General features: G+C 59.0%; 17 protein-coding genes. 3 read left to right on the forward strand and 14 right to left on the reverse strand.

The genetic code is table 11. The features are described from left to right. Positions 1-10 precede the first annotated feature (10 nt). The 8 genes from ABJZ52_RS12800 to ABJZ52_RS12835 form a co-directional block, all read right to left on the reverse strand. Positions 11-1,999, reverse strand: a complete 1,989-nt coding sequence (locus ABJZ52_RS12800; RefSeq protein WP_348487777.1) for a conjugal transfer protein TraG — start codon at positions 1,997-1,999, stop codon at positions 11-13. A 16-nt stretch (positions 2,000-2,015) separates the two neighbouring features. Beyond that, a complete protein-coding gene (locus ABJZ52_RS12805) occupies positions 2,016-3,782 on the reverse strand; it encodes a DUF3363 domain-containing protein (RefSeq protein ID WP_348487778.1) in 1,767 nt (588 codons plus the stop codon). A 247-nt stretch (positions 3,783-4,029) separates the two neighbouring features. Beyond that, a complete protein-coding gene (locus ABJZ52_RS12810) occupies positions 4,030-4,773 on the reverse strand; it encodes a lytic transglycosylase domain-containing protein (RefSeq protein ID WP_348487779.1) in 744 nt (247 codons plus the stop codon). A gap of 3 nt (positions 4,774-4,776) precedes the next feature. Next, positions 4,777-5,112 (reverse strand): DUF736 domain-containing protein, encoded by a 336-nt coding sequence (locus ABJZ52_RS12815; protein WP_348487780.1) that lies wholly within the window; start codon positions 5,110-5,112, stop codon positions 4,777-4,779. After that, positions 5,096-5,686 carry a S26 family signal peptidase gene (locus ABJZ52_RS12820; RefSeq protein WP_348487781.1) on the reverse strand — a complete coding sequence of 197 codons (591 nt, stop codon included), beginning with the start codon at positions 5,684-5,686 and terminating at the stop codon, positions 5,096-5,098. Before ABJZ52_RS12820 ends, ABJZ52_RS12815 begins: the two co-directional genes overlap by 17 nt. Next, on the reverse strand, positions 5,683-6,201 hold the full coding sequence (locus ABJZ52_RS12825; RefSeq protein ID WP_348487782.1) for a DUF2840 domain-containing protein: 519 nt from the start codon (positions 6,199-6,201) through the stop codon (positions 5,683-5,685). The genes ABJZ52_RS12820 and ABJZ52_RS12825 overlap by 4 nt, the downstream gene beginning before the upstream one ends. Continuing rightward, complete coding sequence (locus ABJZ52_RS12830; RefSeq protein WP_348487783.1) at positions 6,198-7,286, reverse strand: replication initiator protein A; 1,089 nt, start codon at positions 7,284-7,286, stop codon at positions 6,198-6,200. Before ABJZ52_RS12830 ends, ABJZ52_RS12825 begins: the two co-directional genes overlap by 4 nt. A gap of 19 nt (positions 7,287-7,305) precedes the next feature. Then, positions 7,306-7,590, reverse strand: a complete 285-nt coding sequence (locus ABJZ52_RS12835) for a helix-turn-helix domain-containing protein (protein ID WP_348487784.1) — start codon at positions 7,588-7,590, stop codon at positions 7,306-7,308. Between the two features lie 456 nt (positions 7,591-8,046). Here ABJZ52_RS12835 and ABJZ52_RS12840 point away from each other — a divergent pair, with 456 nt between their 5' ends. From ABJZ52_RS12840 to ABJZ52_RS12850, 3 genes are all read left to right on the forward strand, one after another. After that, positions 8,047-10,344, forward strand: a complete 2,298-nt coding sequence (locus tag ABJZ52_RS12840) for an AAA family ATPase (RefSeq protein ID WP_348487785.1) — start codon at positions 8,047-8,049, stop codon at positions 10,342-10,344. 110 nt (positions 10,345-10,454) lie between these two features. Then, positions 10,455-11,633 carry a DNA repair exonuclease gene (locus ABJZ52_RS12845; protein ID WP_348487786.1) on the forward strand — a complete coding sequence of 393 codons (1,179 nt, stop codon included), beginning with the start codon at positions 10,455-10,457 and terminating at the stop codon, positions 11,631-11,633. Then, positions 11,630-15,037 (forward strand): AAA family ATPase, encoded by a 3,408-nt coding sequence (locus ABJZ52_RS12850; protein WP_348487787.1) that lies wholly within the window; start codon positions 11,630-11,632, stop codon positions 15,035-15,037. The genes ABJZ52_RS12845 and ABJZ52_RS12850 overlap by 4 nt, the downstream gene beginning before the upstream one ends. Positions 15,038-15,065: 28 nt before the next feature. On the opposite strand, the gene ABJZ52_RS12855 is transcribed toward ABJZ52_RS12850, so the two are convergent. The 6 genes from ABJZ52_RS12855 to ABJZ52_RS12880 all read right to left on the reverse strand — a co-directional run bounded on the left by ABJZ52_RS12855 (position 15,066) and on the right by ABJZ52_RS12880 (position 17,682). Continuing rightward, positions 15,066-15,332 carry a hypothetical protein gene (locus tag ABJZ52_RS12855; RefSeq protein WP_348487788.1) on the reverse strand — a complete coding sequence of 89 codons (267 nt, stop codon included), beginning with the start codon at positions 15,330-15,332 and terminating at the stop codon, positions 15,066-15,068. A 196-nt stretch (positions 15,333-15,528) separates the two neighbouring features. Beyond that, positions 15,529-16,014 (reverse strand): DUF2285 domain-containing protein, encoded by a 486-nt coding sequence (locus ABJZ52_RS12860; protein ID WP_348487789.1) that lies wholly within the window; start codon positions 16,012-16,014, stop codon positions 15,529-15,531. 76 nt (positions 16,015-16,090) lie between these two features. Next, positions 16,091-16,294: a DUF6499 domain-containing protein gene (locus tag ABJZ52_RS12865; protein WP_348487790.1), complete on the reverse strand. Its 204-nt coding sequence runs from the start codon at positions 16,292-16,294 to the stop codon at positions 16,091-16,093. A gap of 103 nt (positions 16,295-16,397) precedes the next feature. Continuing rightward, positions 16,398-16,679, reverse strand: coding sequence for a DUF2285 domain-containing protein (locus tag ABJZ52_RS12870; protein WP_348487791.1), 282 nt, complete (start codon positions 16,677-16,679; stop codon positions 16,398-16,400). Between the two features lie 82 nt (positions 16,680-16,761). Then, on the reverse strand, positions 16,762-17,016 hold the full coding sequence (locus tag ABJZ52_RS12875) for a hypothetical protein (protein ID WP_348487792.1): 255 nt from the start codon (positions 17,014-17,016) through the stop codon (positions 16,762-16,764). Between the two features lie 264 nt (positions 17,017-17,280). Further along, positions 17,281-17,682, reverse strand: coding sequence for a single-stranded DNA-binding protein (locus ABJZ52_RS12880; protein WP_348487793.1), 402 nt, complete (start codon positions 17,680-17,682; stop codon positions 17,281-17,283). Positions 17,683-17,684 lie beyond the last annotated feature (2 nt).

Raw genomic sequence — 17,684 nt, forward strand, 5'->3', positions numbered from 1 at the left:
AGGTCAGCCCTCAAAGATCGATGCCATCATTACGGTCGAGCGAAGCTTGTCGGGCCACCTGTCCCATTTGTCGGCGTAGTGCCTGTCGTTGTCGGACTGCTTCCTCAGGCTCATCGTCCAGCATCATTTCGAACTCGCGTGCTGGCTCTAGCGGGGCCTCTGGCGCAATCGCAACATGATCAGGCAATTCCGGCTCGCGGCGCAGTCCCGCATTGGCTTCGTCATCATCGGGCTTTGTGTCAGTAGCCAACTCCGGATCTCCAGAAGCTGCAGGTGCCAATGAAGACCAAGGATCATTTCTCGGAATAGGTTCAGTTTTCTCCGACTCTGGTGGCCTCAGCACGCGCTCCGCGAACCGTCGATCCTCGAAATACCGCGCCTTTTTCGCCCGGATCGGTGGTGAGCCTGCCACCATGACGATCTCATCGTCGGGCGGAAGTTGCATAATCTCACCAGGGGTCAAGAGCTGGCGGGCGGTCTCGGAGCGGGACACCATCAAATGGCCGAGCCAAGGTGCCAATCGGTGGCCAGCATAATTCCGCATTGCTTTCATCTCGGTCGCCGTGCCGAGAGCGTCTGAAACCCGCTTGGCGGTGCGTTCGTCATTGGTCGCAAAGCTCACCCGGACATGGCAGTTGTCGAGGATGGCATTGTTCTGGCCATAGGCCTTCTCAATCTGGTTCAGAGATTGAGCAATCAGGAAACTTTTGATTCCGTAGCCCGCCATGAAGGCCAATGCGCTTTCGAAGAAGTCGAGCCGCCCAAGGGCCGGGAACTCATCGAGCATCATCAGAATGCGGTGACGTCGTTTTGTATTATTCAAATCCTCCATCAGGCGGCGGCCGATCTGGTTCAACACCAGTCGGATCAGCGGCTTGGTGCGTGAGATGTCCGAGGGTGGCACTACGAGGTAAAGCGTCGAGGGTTGATCGCCGCCGATCAGGTCGGAAATCCGCCAGTCGCAGCGGTGGGTCACATGGGCGACGACCGGGTCGCGATAGAGCCCAAGAAAGGACATGGCTGTCGAAAGCACGCCCGAGCGTTCGTTATCAGACTTGTTCAACAGTTCCCTTGCAGTCGAGGCGATGACCGGATGCGGCCCAGACTCGCCTAGATGGCGGGTCACCATCATCGCTTCCAGCGTCTCCTCGATCGGGCGGAGAGGATCTGAGAGGAAGGCGGCCACCCCAGCTAGTGTCTTGTCCCGCTCCGCGTAAAGCACATGAAGGATCGCGCCCACTAGGAGCGAATGCGAGGTCTTTTCCCAGTGGTTGCGTTTCTCCAGCGATCCCTCCGGATCAACCAAGACGTCGGCCACGTTCTGCACGTCGCGCACCTCCCATTCGCCGCGACGCACTTCGAGCAACGGATTGTAGGCGGCGGAGGTCATGCTGGTCGGGTCAAAACGAAGCACTCGGCCATGTTTCGCGCGGAAGCCCGCCGTCAGGTCCCAGTTCTCGCCCTTGATGTCGTGGACGATGGCGGAGCCCGGCCAAGTCAGAAGCGTCGGGATCACCAGCCCGACACCTTTGCCAGATCGGGTAGGTGCAAAGCAAAGGACATGTTCCGGGCCGTCATGGCGAAGATAGACCTGGTCCATCTTGCCTAGAACGACGCCATCGGAACCGAGCAGCCCAGCGGCCTCGACCTCCGTGCGTGTCGCCCAGCGGGCTGAGCCGTAGGTGTCGACATCGGCGGCCTCCCGGGCGCGCAAGACCGACATGGTGATGGCGACAGCGATGGAGATGAAACCACCGGACGCTGCGATGGCTCCGCCCTCCCAGAACACGGTGCGGGCATAGGCGTCGTAGAAGTACCACCACCAGAAGAAAGCAGGCGGCGGATAGATCGGCACGCTGAAGGCCTCAAACCATGGGTTACCAAGTTGAGCCTGAAACCCCAATCGCCACGCCACCCATTGGGTCGCGCTCCACGTTGTCGTGAGCACGATCAGGAAGACGACCAGAATCTGGCCCCAGAGGATTTTCGTGGCGGTCATGATCAGGGTCCTTTCATCATATGTTGAGCCCGCGTTTTCGACCCAGGCTCCAGTCGATGCCGCCTCCACTGCGCGCGACCCCCGCGACCCGCTGGCCAAATCGCGGTTCGATCTCGCGGGACCAGGGGACAAGTTGGAAACTGCGGCCACCGTCGGGGCTGATCCCTTCGATCATTGCGTAGCGACCAGAGGACAGGCGCAGCTGGCGGCTGTAGGTGCCGGAGACATGTTCGCCCGCCGCCGAGGGTCGGTGCGGCAAACCGGTCTCGGTCGAGAGCTTCTCACCCACTTTATTGAGCTCGCGCTGCCGGAGGGTGGCGAGCAGATTGCGCTGCAGGAGAATTCGTTGCCCCTGTCGGTCGGCTAGACCCTCGCGGGCCAAGTGTTCGGTGCGGGCCTCAAGCGCGTTACGGATTTCGCTCCCAAAACCACCCTTGGCGAGCGGCATCTGAGCCCGCTCGACCAGCCGATGGTCAAGCCAGGTCGCGCCGGGCGCGGCGATCTGGCTTTGCAGATCGAGATCTGACCGTGTGGCGAGAACAAGAGTGGGCCGTGGGTCGTCTGGTCCACCGAAGCGGCGGATTTCGACGATGCCACCCAGATGCGGCGCATGCTCGAAAGCATCCAGCCCGCGGAAACGGACATGATGGGCGCGCCCATCGGTGCCGTCGATTACGGCATAGGCCCTACCAGTCTGCTCGTCATGCAGCCCGGTGGCGACCAGCCGCCCGATGATCGGGTCACCCGCCCCGCCGTGGTCGACGACGAAATCTGCGAAGCCACGGTCCTGTCCCTTCGCAGCGAAGATGCGGTGCAGGGTCTTTATGATGTCGCCGCGCTCGCCGAGATCGCGCAGGGTGCGCTCTGCCTCGAGACCAAGTACCCATTCGCCGGGGCGGCCCTCCGAGGCGAGGCCAAGCTTTTTCAGGTGCTGCAAGCGGCCGATCATCAATCGCCTGATCTGGGGATCCGCGGGGCCGCGCGTCTCGGGGCGCAGGTCGATCAGTCCGAGGTCGTCGGCGCGATAACGGATTTCGCGGTCGAGGCTGGTCCAGCGTTCCGCAGTGACCTCTTGTTCGAGCGCATGTCGGATCTCGTGTTCAGGCTTGGGGCCGAGTTCGAGCGCGACCAGATCCTCGGCGCGGGACCGTAGTCCGCTGCTGATGTAGTCACGCGCGATGACCAGATCGCCACCGCGATCATCGACGCCCCGGACGATCAGATGCACGTGCGGATTGTCGGTATTCCAGTGATCCACCGCGACCCAATCCAGCCGCGTACCGAGATCGGTTTCCATCCGTCGTGCGACATCCCGGGTGAAACCGCGCAGGTCTTCCATCTCGGCTGCATCCTCGGGCGAAATGATGAACCGGAAATGGTGGCGGTCCTCTTCGCAGCGCTCTGCAAAGTCTGACCCCTCGAGATTGTCGGTCTCGGCATCGAAGAGCAGTCCCTTCTCGCCCTCGCGACTGACGCCCTCGCGACGCAGATAAGCAAGATGGGTTTTGAGCGGGGCGGCGCGATAAGCACGGCCCTTGTTACGCGCAATCCTTGCCTTCACGACCACGCGGCGGGTTGGCGAAAAAAGTCGGCTGCGCCCAAATCGGTTTTGTCCGCGTCCGAAGGTCGAGCGGCCAGGCCCACGGCTCGTGCGAGATGGCGACGTGTGGCCCGCCTTCTGAGCAGCGCGCAGCACCTGACCAATGAAGCCTTTCGTGCGGGGCACACGAGTGTTTCGAGGCTTGCCTGGTCGGATCCGGAAGTCGCGTTCGATCTCGCTCACAACACGCTTCCTTCGAAAGACAAATCAACACTGTGCATGCTGGACCATTGAAATCGCTTCAGAAAACTAGAATTCCTGCACACGACCGACCCGTATGCACGCGAAAACGCCAGTTCCTTCAGGGACTTGCGGCATTCGTGGCATGCGCTTTTATCTCGCCCTTTTCTCTTCCCGCCCTTCCTCCAGGCACGCCCTTCCGCCCAGATCATCCGGAAGCACGCCAGAACACGCATGGGAGCGATAAATCTCATGGCTGACTGCCCTCGCCTTGCCGCGCGACGAAAAGCTCTGATGCGGGCGTTGGCGCAGGATCGTCGAGAGTCGGGCGCGCTGTCGTCGGTTCGCTCTCAGACTGCAGTTCGCTTGCAGCTGATCTGTCCGTAAAGAGTGCAGCTTCGCGCCAATCGTTAGCAACCGATGGGTGCGGAAGTGCCCCGTCACGGTCAAGAAGTGGCGCCAGGGTCGCGACATAGGCGCGGGTTTCGGCAGGCAGTGGACGTCCTGTTGACAGGAAATCGTCATATCGCCCCGGTCCCGCGTTGTAGGCGGCAAGCATGGCACCAACCGTGCCGTAGCGATCAAGCATGACGCGCAGATAGGCGGTGCCTGCAAGGATGTTGTCGCGCGGCTCGAGGGGATCGGATCCCAGACCGTGGTGCTGTCGCAACTCCGCCCAGGTCCCCGGCATCACCTGCATGAGCCCCATGGCCCCCGCCCGCGATATGGCCAGCGGATTGCCAGCGCTTTCGACGCGCATCACGGCGCGGATCCAGTGTTCCGGAATGGCGAAGCGTACCGAGGCTTCAGCGACGGCAGCGGCATGGGAATCGTGTACTACAGCGAGTGCCGGAAGCGCGGTTTCTGCGAACACGACTCCGTTCGGAGGAAGCATAGCGGCGAAGCCAGAGAGAAGGAGAATGGCAACGCGACGTGTTGCGCCCGGCATCAGCACCGTCACCAGAATGTCACTGCGGGATCGGGACCGGCGCATGGGTTAATCCTTCCCGTTGCGCTTTGGCGGACGGCTCCACTGCAATGCCCAGACCGATGCCTCGCCATTCCGGAAGAGGTTGGCGCGGATCGGCTGCGCGAGCATAGGGTCGTCGATCAGAACCGAAAGGTATTCACCGGCCTTCTCGCCCGTGCGCGTCCAGGCCGCGCCGATTTCGCGCGCCATCTCACCGTCACCGTGAAACAGGCGGTAGTCCGGTCCGTTCTCCACTTTGGTCTTGTCGGCTTGGCTTAGGGTGACGTCGAGGTCGAGCGTCAGCGTTCGAATATGTCCGGCAAAGCCGGATTTTGTGCGGGTGAATTCACCGATCTGGGGCATGGAATGACTCCTTGCTGTTGTGGTGGTTTGGGAAATTGGCGGTCATGGCTCTGCTCTGGGCGGTGCCGGGATGAACCCAGAGGGGCACCAGCCGTGCGGTGATCGCGGTGCTCGGCAAGGGACCAAAATACCGCCCGTCGAGGCTGTCAGGCGCTTCCGGGTTCATGAGAAAGATCTCGCCGTCGGTGAGGTGTCGGCATCCCTCCCAGCGCGGAAGACGACGGCCGAGACTGTCCAGAAAATGGGCAAACCCAACGATGCTTTGATCGACGATGATAGTGTTTCCAGCACGGCAGATTATGGAACCTGGGAGCGCCTCGACATGCTTGAGCAGCGGCACATACCTCGGCAGGTAGCCGCGCTCGTCCAGGAAATCAGAAAGCTCCGATGGTGGCTGAACGGCAACCAAGTCGCCGACGGCGACCTGGTCGGCCGGACGCAGAAGGTAGAGCCCGATCGGCACGCTCGCGCTGGCATTCCAAAGGAGCCGCGGCGGCCAAGGAACGAACGACGGCACGACAACCAGTGCAGCGGCGACGGCCATGGCCCAGACGATTTTGCCCCGCCTGTTCATTGCCCGAGGCTCCGCCGCTTAAGCCAGGCCCGATGCTGCAGCCGCGTATAGACGTGAGCCTCTTGTCTCGCGGCCAGACGATTGTGGACATGTCGCCAATAGTCGGGGGCAACATCGGCAGGGTCGATTCCAAGGGCTTCGATGGCGTCGATTGTTTGGAGCACGCGCTCGACCTTAGGCCAGCCATGGGTTGAGAGCAGAAGCGCACCGCCGGGACGCAGAAAGGGCAGCGTCTGGATGGTCTCTCCGGCACGGGCCGCGCACAGAATGTCAAACCGCGACAGGACCGTCCCGAAGTCATTCGAGGCCCAGCGATTGACCCCGAAGACCGAGCCTGGCGCGAAGCCAAACCGGCGGCGATGCTGATCAATCCGGTGTTCACAGGTCGGCTTGCCGAAGCGGACCCATTGCTCGACCCGGCCCTCCTTCCAGGTCAGTTCAACGGACGTCAGATCGGTGTCGAACCCATCGGGTCGCGTATTCGCTGCGCGTTTTGAGGAACCCTGCACGGTCATGGCGTGGCCTCGCCAGTCGGACCGATCGGCAGATCCTGCGTGCTCCCATCTCGCCCGGTATTCGGAGGCCTGGAACGAGCCAGATTTGGGTTTTCCCCAGCGTGCCGGGCACTACAAGAGTTAGAATCTTTGTTGGATTCTAAGTTAAGGGCGCAATTTCTGTCGCTGCCAGAAGAAGTTAAGGCTCGTTCGGGTTCCCGATAGCACGAGGGTCCGGTTCCTGATGGCACGATACCGTAGGTTCCCGATAGCACGAGGCCATTCACAGGTTGTCCACAGGGCTCAAACGCGAGCAAGTGGCGCCCTTGCGGTTCAATCTCAAGCGCAAGGCGATATCCTGGCAAAGGCTGGCGGCGGATGATCTCGCGCAGATCAAAAGCAAACCGCTTGAACGGCGAGAGGCTGCCGGATTTGAGGTGCAAATGGTGAAATTCGAACCGCCATCCTGCGCGCTGGCGACCGCCGTGCTTACGCACGAGGCGATAGAGCCAACGATCCAAGCCACCAGTCAGGTCGAAATAGTCAGGGTCGATGGTGAGGATCAGCGTGTCGTCCAGCACCGCTTGATAGAACCAGTCTGGGACGATGAGTTCGATTCCATCGGGTCGGCCCAGTGCATCGGAGCGCTCTTGCCATTCGTTGATCCAAGAAAACCGGTGCCGCCGCCCCTCAACGGGTTGGCGGATCGATGTACAGATTGTCGTGGATTGCAACCGGTCAAGTGCAGCCTTCAGCCGGTGATAATCGCGCACGGAGGTGCCGCGACCGATGAAAGTGAGGATTTGGTAAGGCGTCGCTGCCATCAGGCGTGATGTTCTGAGACCGGCGTCGCGAGCCTCGACGATCTGGCTCGCGGCCCAGATCAGGATATCGGCATCCCAGATCGTGGCCATGCCATGGTCTGGCACCGCCTCGACACGGATTTCGACATTTCCAGAGGCAAATTCGATGGGTCGGATGCGACGGCTCTTTGCGAGCGAAAAGAACGGATAGGCCATGAGGTCTTGCGCGTCACGCGGTGCGAATTCACCCGGCAACGCATGGAAAAGATCGAGCTGGCCGCGTTCGGTAGGGGTTTTTGACATCGGACGCGCCTCGACCAGTTCAGCGAAAGGCCCGGCCCGCAGGCGGGACTGCGGTGAACACATGGCGCTTGGCTGGCAAGACCTGACCACCGCGTGGGTCGGTCGTCGAGGTGACGGAACCGAGTTTCACCCAAGCCTCCAGGTCTTCGATTGAATAGACAACGCGCCCACCGAGCTTGTGATAGGCAGGGCCGGTGCCGTAGGTGCGGTGTTTCTCAAGAGTCCGGGCGGACAGGCTGAGGAACTGCGCGGCTTCTTTGGTGCGCAGATAGCGGGGTGGAAGGGGGGCGTGATCGTGTTGCATGAAGGGCCTCCGTGGGGTCTGCGAGGCCGCCGGATATTGGCGGCTGATTGGGGCCACGATGGCGAAGAATGCTGGGCGGGGTTGAGTGCGAAAATCGGCGAGCGGAAAACGCACACCGTGACGCTTCAATGACGGTTTCAGGTCACGTAGAAAGAGCGAAGTCCCTTGTAGTGCCCATGCTTCGTGATGGCGAAGGCCTTAGTGTAATCAATGAGGACGGGAAGCGAACTTGCGGCCCCGTAGTTCGGTGCTTACGAGTTCGCAATCGATGAACCATGCATTGGCTGATGCTGCCCAACAAATGGGGAGCAGCTTACGTGCAATTTGCCAATGAGCGGCACTGTTTGCCGACGCTGCAACGTCGACCGAGGCGTTTTGAGGACAATTCTGTTTCCAATTGATCGACAGGACTGACAGACTGATCGAAATTTCTTGACTGAAGCTGTAATGAGTCCAATGAACACCACCAAGCAAAACAAGCCAAAGCTGAAGATCACAGCTCAGAGCATCGGCCCGATAATGAGTATCGATGCGGCGCTTTCGGAAGAAAAACGTAATCTCATTTTTGCACGAAATGGTACTGGAAAGTCCTTTATTGCAAGGTCTCTGAGGATGCTTGACAAGGCCGCACTGTCTGAAATGGACACAGTGGAGATACCCGATTTGCTGGTGTCAGAGGAGTCAGATGGGGTCGGTTCGTTTGCACTTTACGAGGACGAAAATTGCATCGGAAGAATTGAGCTGAACACCTCGACAAAAACGACTTCTATTTTAGAACCTTCCTATATCTTTCATGTGTTTTCCGAAGACTATGTTGACGAGAATCTTAGAAACAAACTTGAGAGTTTGGACGGCAACATTACCCACGAAATCGTCGTCGGCAAAGACAACGCCGAACTTGATGAAAAGCAAAAACTTCTGGACGAAACGGCGGCGAAGCTGAAAGAAGCGCGATCAGATCTAGATGCAGAGTATGTCATCGGAAAGAACTTGCACCAGAAGAAATTCGGTATTCGGGCATCGCTCGGCGCCTTCAAAGCGCTGACGACAGACATCTACTTCCAGGATCAAACTTACGCGCCTGATGGTTCGGCAGAGACTTTGGACAAACTGCTGAAGCAGTACGAATTATTCAAATCCATTCCTCAGGAGACAGATCAACCCGTCCCCTTTGCAGCGCCGGAATTCGTTATTGATATGAACTCAATAGCCTCAGCCCTGCAAGCTGTCACTTCACCTTCCAGCGTTGCCAGAACATTCCGGGACAAGATTGCGTCCGACCCCAGTTTCTTTGAGGCTGGCTTACATAAGCATCGTGCTGCACCAGACAATTGCCCTTTTTGTACCCAAGACATGGGCGATGTGGCCATGACTGCTGTCGATGCCTACGCCAAGTACTTTGACGATAAAGAGGCGCAGGAAATCAAGCGCATCAACCGCATGATTTCAAACTTAGACAGTGTTGTTCTCGGTCTGGATACTTGGTTATCGCGGTATCTTCAGAACGCACGCCGATATGATGTGCTCAAGACATATTTTCCTTCTTGTTCCAGCTCCGTGGTGCCCGATCCATCAAAAATTGTTCAGGGCCTGAAAAGTGACGTTGCTTCGCTTCAATCGTCACTGCGCGAAAAACTGAATTCCTTGTCCAGCGTTCTGCCGATGCCGGACATAGCCTGGAATAAGACCCAGGCCTCGATATCCAGCCTCGTCTTCGAGGCCAATGAACTGATCGACGCACTCAATAAATTGGTGGAGAACTCTGACGAAGAACGGAAATCGATCCAGAACAAGTCCTGCAAGGCTTTTGAGATAACGTTCTTCGGCGACAATAAGGACAAGATCGACGAAATTCGAGCTTTTACGGCTGACATTGCTCGGCTTTCTGCTGAAGTCGCAGAAATCAGAAAGAGCCATGGCGATAGGGCGCAAGCACGTGACCGGGTCGTTGAGACCTTTTCCCTTCTGCTCGGGAGGTTTTTTGGGGATCGATACACCTTTGATGCCGAGAGCTTTAAAGTGCACCGAAAAGACATGGAAATACGCCGAGGCAGCGACCGAACACTCAGCGACGGGGAAAAGGCGGCTTTGGCCTTTTGCTACTTCATTGCACAGACGCATTTGCGCGTAGCATCGAACGAAGACTATGAGAAAGTGTACTTTGTTTTTGATGATCCAGTAACATCGATGTCGTTCGACTTCGTCTACTCGATCATTCAGGCGTTGAAGTTGCTTCGTATCAACAAGGATGGCGAAATTCAGTTCAATCTGAATTCAGACGTTCATCGCCCAAAAATGTTGATCCTCACCCACAACAACTACTTTTTCAACGTGGTCAGCACGAACAATGTTGTGAGCAAGTCAGGGCTATTCCAGCTGGTAGCGGGAGCAACAGCGCACCGCCTTGTTAGCCAGAAATCCTTCGCCACGCCTCACCTGTTACAACTGAAACATGTTGCGGAAGTCGCGAATAAGACGATTGCACCTGACCACACAACTCCCAACGCTATCCGTTCCGTAGTCGAGGGAATGTGGAAGTTTTGTCGCCCAGATCTGACGGACTTTGACGGATTTCTGCGGTATTTGATCGAACAATATGAGATTGAAATAAAAAGCGTGCTGATCAACCACTTTAGCCATCATACAGGTTTCGATATGTTGCCAGACAGCGAAGATATCAGTCTCGCTGCTAGCGAGGCGCTGCGAGTGGTGGAAATTCTCGCTTCGGGGCAGCTGAAGAACGTTCAGTCTTGATCGAAACATCATACACATCATCAATTAACAGGGACATTGAAGAGCGTTACTGCCAAATTACAATTCTGAATTAAACAACCGCGGCATTCGCGGGATACGGACGGAACAAAATGCGTCTACTCGTTTCAGCTGACACTCATCTCGGATCACCTATCCGATCTGTAGCACTGCGCAATCCTGACCTGGGGGATCGCTTGAAGCAGGCCAGCCGAGACACCTTTGCCAATATCGTCGATATGGCGATTTCGGAACAGGTTGATGCATTGGTTCTGGCGGGCGACATCTTTGACAACGGTTACCCGGACCTGAAATCCCGGGCCTTCCTGGTTGCCCAGTTGGCGCGCGCTTCAGAGGCGGGTGTGCCTACTGTGCTTATCCGGGGAAACCACGATGCGCTGTTGGATCACAAGGCGCATGGAGACTTGGGGCCGAACATCCACCTGCTGCACAAAGGCGCACCCACGGTCGAAATCGGCGATACTGCTTTCCATGGTCTGTCATTCGATGCGGCGCATGTGGCAAAGAGCTTCCTGCCCGACTATCCGCAGCCGGTGCAGGACAAGCGCAACGTCGGGCTGATGCATACATCGCTCGACGGCGCGCCCGGTCATGATCCTTATGCGCCATGCTCCGAACGAGACCTGATGGCGCATGGCTTCGACCTCTGGTGTCTCGGGCACATTCATGCACCATTTGAGCGGCTCGACGGACCGGTCTTGGCGATCATGCCCGGCATACCCCAGCCGCGTCACTTTGGTGAGCGCAAGGGTGGCACCGTCACCTTGGTGTCCTTTGGCGATGGCACCTCGGAATTCGAACGCCGCCCCATTGGCCGCCTTGGCTTCTCAGAATGTTCGTTGGACTTGAGCGACTGTTCTGATCAACAGGAGGTTCTGCGAAATCTGCGCGACGCATTTTTGTCCGTGCAAGTGCCGGACCGCGACACGGCGGTGCGCCTTTTCGCGACCTCAGATCAACACGGCGCGGACCTTGTGACGGAACTGGCGTCAGAAGTGCTGGACAGCATTGACGGCGTGTTCCTCGACAAGGTCAAATGCGCCCCGCCGCCCGGTAAAACCGCGGCCGGGACCGATGATCTGGTTCGTCTGATGCGCGATGAATTGGCCGAAGAAGGCTTTCGACAGGCCGCCCTGCAAGAGCTTGAAGAACTGCGTCTTGCTATGCCGCCGGAAATCATGGACGAGTTGGATGATGACAGTCTGGATGCGCTACTTGAGGAAGCGATTGCCGAGGTCTCACTGACATTGCACGCGGGGGCCTCGAAATGAGGCTGAACCGGTTGGACTTGATCCGCTACGGGCGTTTTAAAGACGCAGGCATTGCTTTCCCGAAACCAGCCAAAGGCGTGCCCGACGTGACGGTGATCTTTGGCCGGAACGAGGCGGGAAAATCCACCACGTTCAACGGATTTCTGGAGTTGCTCTTCGGTTTCAAGGGCGGTGCGCATCCCTATGCCTTCCGGTTTGACCGAAGTGATCTTGTCGTAGGGGCAGAACTTGATCTGCCCGGGCGTGGGCCTGTGGTCTTGCGCCGCAACAGCAAGAGGACCCAATCGCTTTTGGACGCAGATGACCGCCCGATAAACGAGGCAATCCTTTCAGGTGCATTGCACGGCCTGACGCGAGATACCTATGAGGAGCGGTTCTCGCTCAACGAGAAGGGTCTGCGCGAAGGCGGCGAACGGATTGCCGGAGCGCAGGGGGACCTTGGCCAACTCCTGCATGCGGGCCTCTCCGGGCTGACAGGCATGGCTCAAACGCTGGACTCACTGGCAGATCGGGCCGACCAATTCTATAAGAAACGTGGCCGGGGCACAGCGTTGAAGGCCGGCGGCGATCGCCTGAAAGAGATTGGCCGCGAATTGCGGGCTGATCGTCTGACAACCGATCGGGAACGCACCCTTCGTCATGATCGCGACCGGACATCAGCCGAGTTCAAAACTGCCGATGCCGAGCTTAGACTGGCCTATCAAAGACAAGCGGCGTCCAAGGCTGCGGCGGTCTGGTACGACCGGACCGGGAAGATAACGCAGGTGACAGAGGCCCTGGCCAATTTCCCGGACGGCCCTGATCTCACTCCCGATGCGGCAGAGCGTGTTGCAGGCCTTGTCGAGAAAATCGCAGCGCGGGCAATCCGGATCAAGGAAGCGGAAGAAGAGATCGCCAAACAAGAACAGATCATCGCAGACCATCCGGCCGACACGCTGGCCCAGCCTTTGGCGGCAGAGTTGAAGCGGCTTGATCAACTGACCATCGACGGCGCGCCGATGATGGGACGGGCTAGCACTGCGCGAGCTGATCTGGACCGTCGCCGCGAAGAGCGGGAGAAACTCGCTGAAAAGATCTCCGAGGCTCTGGGGCTTCTCCAGATACCAGATGCGCCGGCATCCACAATCGCATTGGGGCAAAGCGATCTTGAGGCGCTGGAGACTGCAGTGCAGGACTGCCTGACCGCCTGTCTTTCAGCCGACGCCGCACACAAGGCCGTCCAAGCAGCCCGCGCCCAACACGGCGAAGCGCCCGCCAAACCGCAAGATTTGACAGCGCTGCGCGCCGCCTTCGATGTCTGGAAGACTGTGGCAGATGTCTCCGCCGCCGAGGCAAGCCAGGGACAGGCATTGGCGCGCCTGACCAAGGTCACCGCTGACCTGCCAAGTACTTGGAACGACCGTGTTGCCGCAGGTCTGCCTGCGCCGGAAACGCTTGGTGAAGTCAGTCGCGAATGGGCGACCTTGACCGCAGATCTTGCATCGGCACGCACAGACCTTGAGGCCCGAACAGCAGAATTGGCCGAGGCGCGGGCAGATCTCTCCGCGCAGGAGGACGCACCCGACGCTGTTGATATCGTCAAGACCGAAGAGACCCGGCGTCAGCGTGACCTCGTATGGCAGCAGCATCGGGGCAAACTGACAACCGACACAGCCGAACATTTCGAAGCGGCAATGTACGCCGATGACGGCGCCCGTGCACATTATCTGACGGGGGCCGAGGCCCGGCAACGGCTGCTGGCAGCACAAGGGCAAGTGCGCAGCGCCCAAGCCCGGCATGAAACCGCAAAGACCCGTCACGACGATTTGGTTGCGCAGCGTGACCGCCTGACGGAGCGCTGTTCCGGATTGGCACATGCACTGGGATTGGAAGACGGCGCGCCCCCCTCCGCCTTCAGCCCGCGCCAACAGGCTCTTCGGACAGCGGCAGACGCTGCTGCCGATCTGTCCAACGCTGAAACAGCGCTGCAAGATCGTCTTGCCCGAAGGGACACGGCTCGCACTGCGCTGGCTGATGCGGCGCGGCCCCTCCGGCTTCAACCTGCACAGGGCGACCTGCCCAATGAGGTACAACGCGCATTGACGCTGGAGGAGAGCGATCGCAAGGCGTGGGCCAAATGGCAGGATGGCGAGAAGACCGTTGCCGAACTGGACAAGAAAGCAGAAAAATGCCGCAGCGACTTCGAAATGGCGCAGGGAAAGCTCGACCAGTTGACAGCGGCGCTTCCTTTGCCGGATCGCTCGATCCCGGCAATCCGTTCGGCCTTACCGCACCTGCGCCGCTTGTATCGGCACCATGGCGATCATCAAGGGCTCTCGGAGCGGATCGAGGCCTTGGAGCAAGCGATTGCCGCCCTTGCAGATGGCGCGCAGCGTTTGGCTCAAATCATGGATGGTCCCGAGGACGACACACATATCGACGCTATCCAACTTGTCGACCGTGCACGAACGCGCGTAGCGCAGGCAGCGCGGGCAGACGAAAAACGTGCCGAAGCCGCCACGAGACTGGACGAAACCGAAAAGTTAAAACGCCGCACAGAGACCGAGCGTCAGGATGCCAAAGATGAGTTGGCCGTCTGTTTCGAGGGGCAAGGCGGGCAAGACCACGCACCGCGCGACCGTGTCGCAAAGCTGGCGGAACGTGATCGTCTCCGGGCGGAAAAGGTAACAACGGAACATGAGCGTCAGAAGGCCCGTGATGGCGTCGATGATGATCTCTTTGTCCAGGAACTGGCCCAAATGCCTGATGCTACACGCGGGCCAGAGCTGGAACAGGCGCTGCAAGACGCACAGCTCGCCCGCGACGCCGCTCGCGACGCGCAAACCGAAGCTCAACGTTTGTACCGTGAAGCCTTTGAGGCCGCCGACCGCAGCGACCTCGCGACAGAACAGGCAACATTGCTCGAAGAATTGCGGAGCGGCGCACGTCAGGCTGCGGTGGCTCGGCTCGGAGTGCTTGCGGCACGTGGAGCGTTGCGTCGGCTTGCGGCAGAGCGGCGCAGCAGCATGTTGCGTGACGTCGAAGAGGCCTTTGTAACCATGACCGCCCCCGCTTGGACAGGCGTCGACGTCTGGACCCAGGCCGAAGGCGAAAAGCTCGTCGGTATCCGGCCTGACGGCGGAACCGTGCCTGTGGAACAGATGTCAACGGGCACGATGGGACAATTGTACTTTGCGCTGCGCCTCGCTGGATATCGCAGCTTTGCGCGCGAACCCGGCCCGCTGCCGATGATCCTGGATGACATCATGGAAACATTCGACGATACGCGCGCCAGGGCGGCTCTGAAGCTTTGCGCGGAGATCGGCGGGAACGGACAGGCAATTCTCTTCACGCATCACGCCCATCTGGTCGAATTGGCACGAGACAGCATCAAGGGCGTAGCTGTTGTGAACATGCCGGACTGACGTGCGTCAATGCGCCGGTCATGCGCTCCTATCGCCGAAATGGAACGACGTTTTCGTTACCCCTGACAAATGCGACGGGGCCTTCCTTCTTGATAGTCACCAGTGCTTCCTCAAATGCAGCCCTGTCATCGTCGAACAGATCGTCCCATACGATGGATGTTCCGTCTTCAGTCACCACTTCGAGGGACCACCCATCGCCGCCTTCAAGCCTGTAGATGTCCACCTTGAAGGGGACGCCTTCCACGACAACCTGCTGTGAAGCGCTCGAATTGACCAGATTTGGTTCGGGTTCCATTGGCAGGCCTCGTCTTGTTTAAATGCATCCTAAACGTCTCGTGGATTGTTGCCAACGCTGCCATTGAGCATCATGCGCTGTCGCAATTTTTGCGAGGGAACGGTGCAACCAGGGTCGACTGCATCAAACAGATTGCGAGGTCTGACTGCTTAGCGCTTCAAGGGCTGGGTCCCCACGGGTGCCGCAGGCCGGGATATCACGCAAGCTTTTTGGGCCGCAGCAGTGTGAGATACCCACCATCGATCATCTTCCGCGCGTCCCGAAGCAGCGCCATGACTGCGAAGCGCTCCGAAGCGCTTTGCCACTCGTCCCGGCTGACCCGTGGCATCTGAAAGATCGCCTCGGCGATCTCGCGCTGGGAGGCTCCCTCAATCCACCCATCATGGGCTTGGAGCATGCGCCTGGCGCGCCTGCGCTTCTGGCGCGTAAGGCGTTTGTCGGGAGGCACTGCTCGGCCATGCAGGCGGGCAAGCAACTGATAGACAGCCTCCAGCCGGGCGAAACCGTCCCGATCCAGCGGTATGATCGCGGCCAGCGCGGTGTCGTTGGGGTCTGACTGCAAGATCTGCATGCGCTGCTTGCGCCCGACATCAAGGAGCTGATGGAGGCCGTCTGCGGCAGAAATACTGGTTCCCTTGGGCAACGTCGTCGTCGTGGTCGCGTCCCCCAGCGTCTCTGGCACTTTCTGCAGCAGTACGACCGCCGGATCGATCCCAGGATCCCAAAAAACGCAGGCCTTTGGGGCCGGCAGAGTGGGATCAACTGCGAAATCGTAACCTCCATTTGTCGAGAAGCGCCGCTTTCAAGGCCGCAGAATCCGTGGCGGCCTTGGACAAGGTCGCGTATTCTTTTGAATAGCGCTTGTTTCGGCGCAACCATTCCCAGGCCAGATCGGACGCACTCAGGTCTTCGACGTAGTCGTACTCTGCCGTGGAACGCCAGCCGGACCGGTCCGATGGCATGACAAATCCTGTTCGAAAACATCTCTCAAGCTTCAGGGTTTTACACGCATTGATTGATTTTCGGGAGTCTGGCCCCGTTCACTTCAGCAGGTTTCGGCGTGACTCAGCCGCTTGGGCCGTCGCCGCCTCCCTGGAGGAGCTCACGATACCCGTGTTCGGTCATCCAGCGTGCCCGCGCAAGGTGACTATCATAGACGCTTCGGCTGCGCTCGGGTGCCTTCACCGGATCGAGGCCAAACAGGATCTCGACCACCTCGCGCCAGTCAGCGCCTTCCTCTGCGGCGTCGAATAGGCGGAGGTAGAGGACCATATGCGCGTGGTCGTATTCGGTAAGTGTCTCGCTTGCCGGAGGCGCGTCGAGAAATGCTGTGTCGGTCTGTGCCATGTACGTGCAGGATCGCAGAAAGGACCCCCCTCCCATAGTTGTCGTTTTGTACAGACCCTAGGCTGGGGGTCTTCTCAACTCTTTACGACGACTTGGCCTTTTTCACCTGCTGCGACGTAAGCAATACGCCCTCACCGTCGTCCGTTCGCAACAAAACAATGCCGGCGGCCTCAAACGTCCGACGCACCTGATCGTCTGTCGTCTCGTAGACCCGAAGTCCTTTTTGAGACTCGAGCCTTTTGAGAGCGGTCAGTGATACCAGGGCCTTATCGGCAAGCGTTTGCTGCGTCCATCCCAGCAAAGCGCGCGCGGCCCGTGATTGTCGGGCGGTGATCATGTTGATCACCTCCCACCCAGCCAGTCACTCATGCCAGAACTACGCCTATTTTAGTCGTAGTTCCCTTGACTTACCAGAGATCACCAATGTCGCGGCACGGTATTGCGGTGATCCGCCACTATGACCTGTCAGGTCCGAATCGCATCAGCTATCGATTGCGCGCGCGGCAGGTTTTCGCCGAATGATACCAAATGTAATCGGAATAGAATGGCCAACGACGCGAAACCCGGCGACTTGCGCCGCCGGGTTCGAGGTCTTGCCTTTTCAGGACTGGACGTCCTCGTCGTCGATGAAGGTCACGTCTTCGTCGTCGGTCGTCTTTGCCCGGTTCAGGAAGTCGACAGTTTCGGCGATGATCTCGCAGCCGTAGCGGTCGACCCCGGCGGCATCGGTCCACTTGGTGTAGTGGATGCGGCCGCGCACGAGAAGCTTCATCCCTTTCTCGCAATACTGCTGAACCGTCTTGCCGAGGCCGTTGAAGCAGGTGATGCGGTGCCATTCGGTGTCCTGAACGCGAAAGCCGTTCTCGTCGCGGAGGACCCGACCTTCGGCATAGCGCGGGCGGGAGGTGGCGAGGGTGAAGTTCGTGATCGAGGTGCCGCCTTGTGTGGTGCGGGTCTCGGGGGTCTGGCCGATGTTGCCAGCGAGGATGACGATGTTTTGCATGA

This window comes from Roseibium sp., assembly GCF_039982295.1.
Taxonomy (GTDB): Bacteria; Pseudomonadota; Alphaproteobacteria; order Rhizobiales; family Stappiaceae; genus Roseibium.

Bases quoted from the DNA above. Each gene is read 5' to 3' on its own strand.
- ABJZ52_RS12850 (WP_348487787.1), top strand. From the start codon at position 11,630: ATGAGGCTGAACCGGTTGGACTTGATCCGCTACGGGCGTTTTAAAGAC.
- ABJZ52_RS12820 (WP_348487781.1), bottom strand. From the start codon at position 5,686: ATGAACAGGCGGGGCAAAATCGTCTGGGCCATGGCCGTCGCCGCTGCA.
- ABJZ52_RS12830 (WP_348487783.1), bottom strand. From the start codon at position 7,286: ATGTCAAAAACCCCTACCGAACGCGGCCAGCTCGATCTTTTCCATGCG.
- ABJZ52_RS12855 (WP_348487788.1), bottom strand. From the start codon at position 15,332: ATGGAACCCGAACCAAATCTGGTCAATTCGAGCGCTTCACAGCAGGTT.
- ABJZ52_RS12870 (WP_348487791.1), bottom strand. From the start codon at position 16,679: ATGGCACAGACCGACACAGCATTTCTCGACGCGCCTCCGGCAAGCGAG.
- ABJZ52_RS12845 (WP_348487786.1), top strand. From the start codon at position 10,455: ATGCGTCTACTCGTTTCAGCTGACACTCATCTCGGATCACCTATCCGA.
- ABJZ52_RS12840 (WP_348487785.1), top strand. From the start codon at position 8,047: ATGAACACCACCAAGCAAAACAAGCCAAAGCTGAAGATCACAGCTCAG.
- ABJZ52_RS12810 (WP_348487779.1), bottom strand. From the start codon at position 4,773: ATGCGCCGGTCCCGATCCCGCAGTGACATTCTGGTGACGGTGCTGATG.
- ABJZ52_RS12875 (WP_348487792.1), bottom strand. From the start codon at position 17,016: ATGATCACCGCCCGACAATCACGGGCCGCGCGCGCTTTGCTGGGATGG.
- ABJZ52_RS12835 (WP_348487784.1), bottom strand. From the start codon at position 7,590: ATGCAACACGATCACGCCCCCCTTCCACCCCGCTATCTGCGCACCAAA.
- ABJZ52_RS12815 (WP_348487780.1), bottom strand. From the start codon at position 5,112: ATGCCCCAGATCGGTGAATTCACCCGCACAAAATCCGGCTTTGCCGGA.
- ABJZ52_RS12880 (WP_348487793.1), bottom strand. From the start codon at position 17,682: ATGCAAAACATCGTCATCCTCGCTGGCAACATCGGCCAGACCCCCGAG.
- ABJZ52_RS12825 (WP_348487782.1), bottom strand. From the start codon at position 6,201: ATGACCGTGCAGGGTTCCTCAAAACGCGCAGCGAATACGCGACCCGAT.
- ABJZ52_RS12800 (WP_348487777.1), bottom strand. From the start codon at position 1,999: ATGACCGCCACGAAAATCCTCTGGGGCCAGATTCTGGTCGTCTTCCTG.
- ABJZ52_RS12865 (WP_348487790.1), bottom strand. From the start codon at position 16,294: ATGCCATCGGACCGGTCCGGCTGGCGTTCCACGGCAGAGTACGACTAC.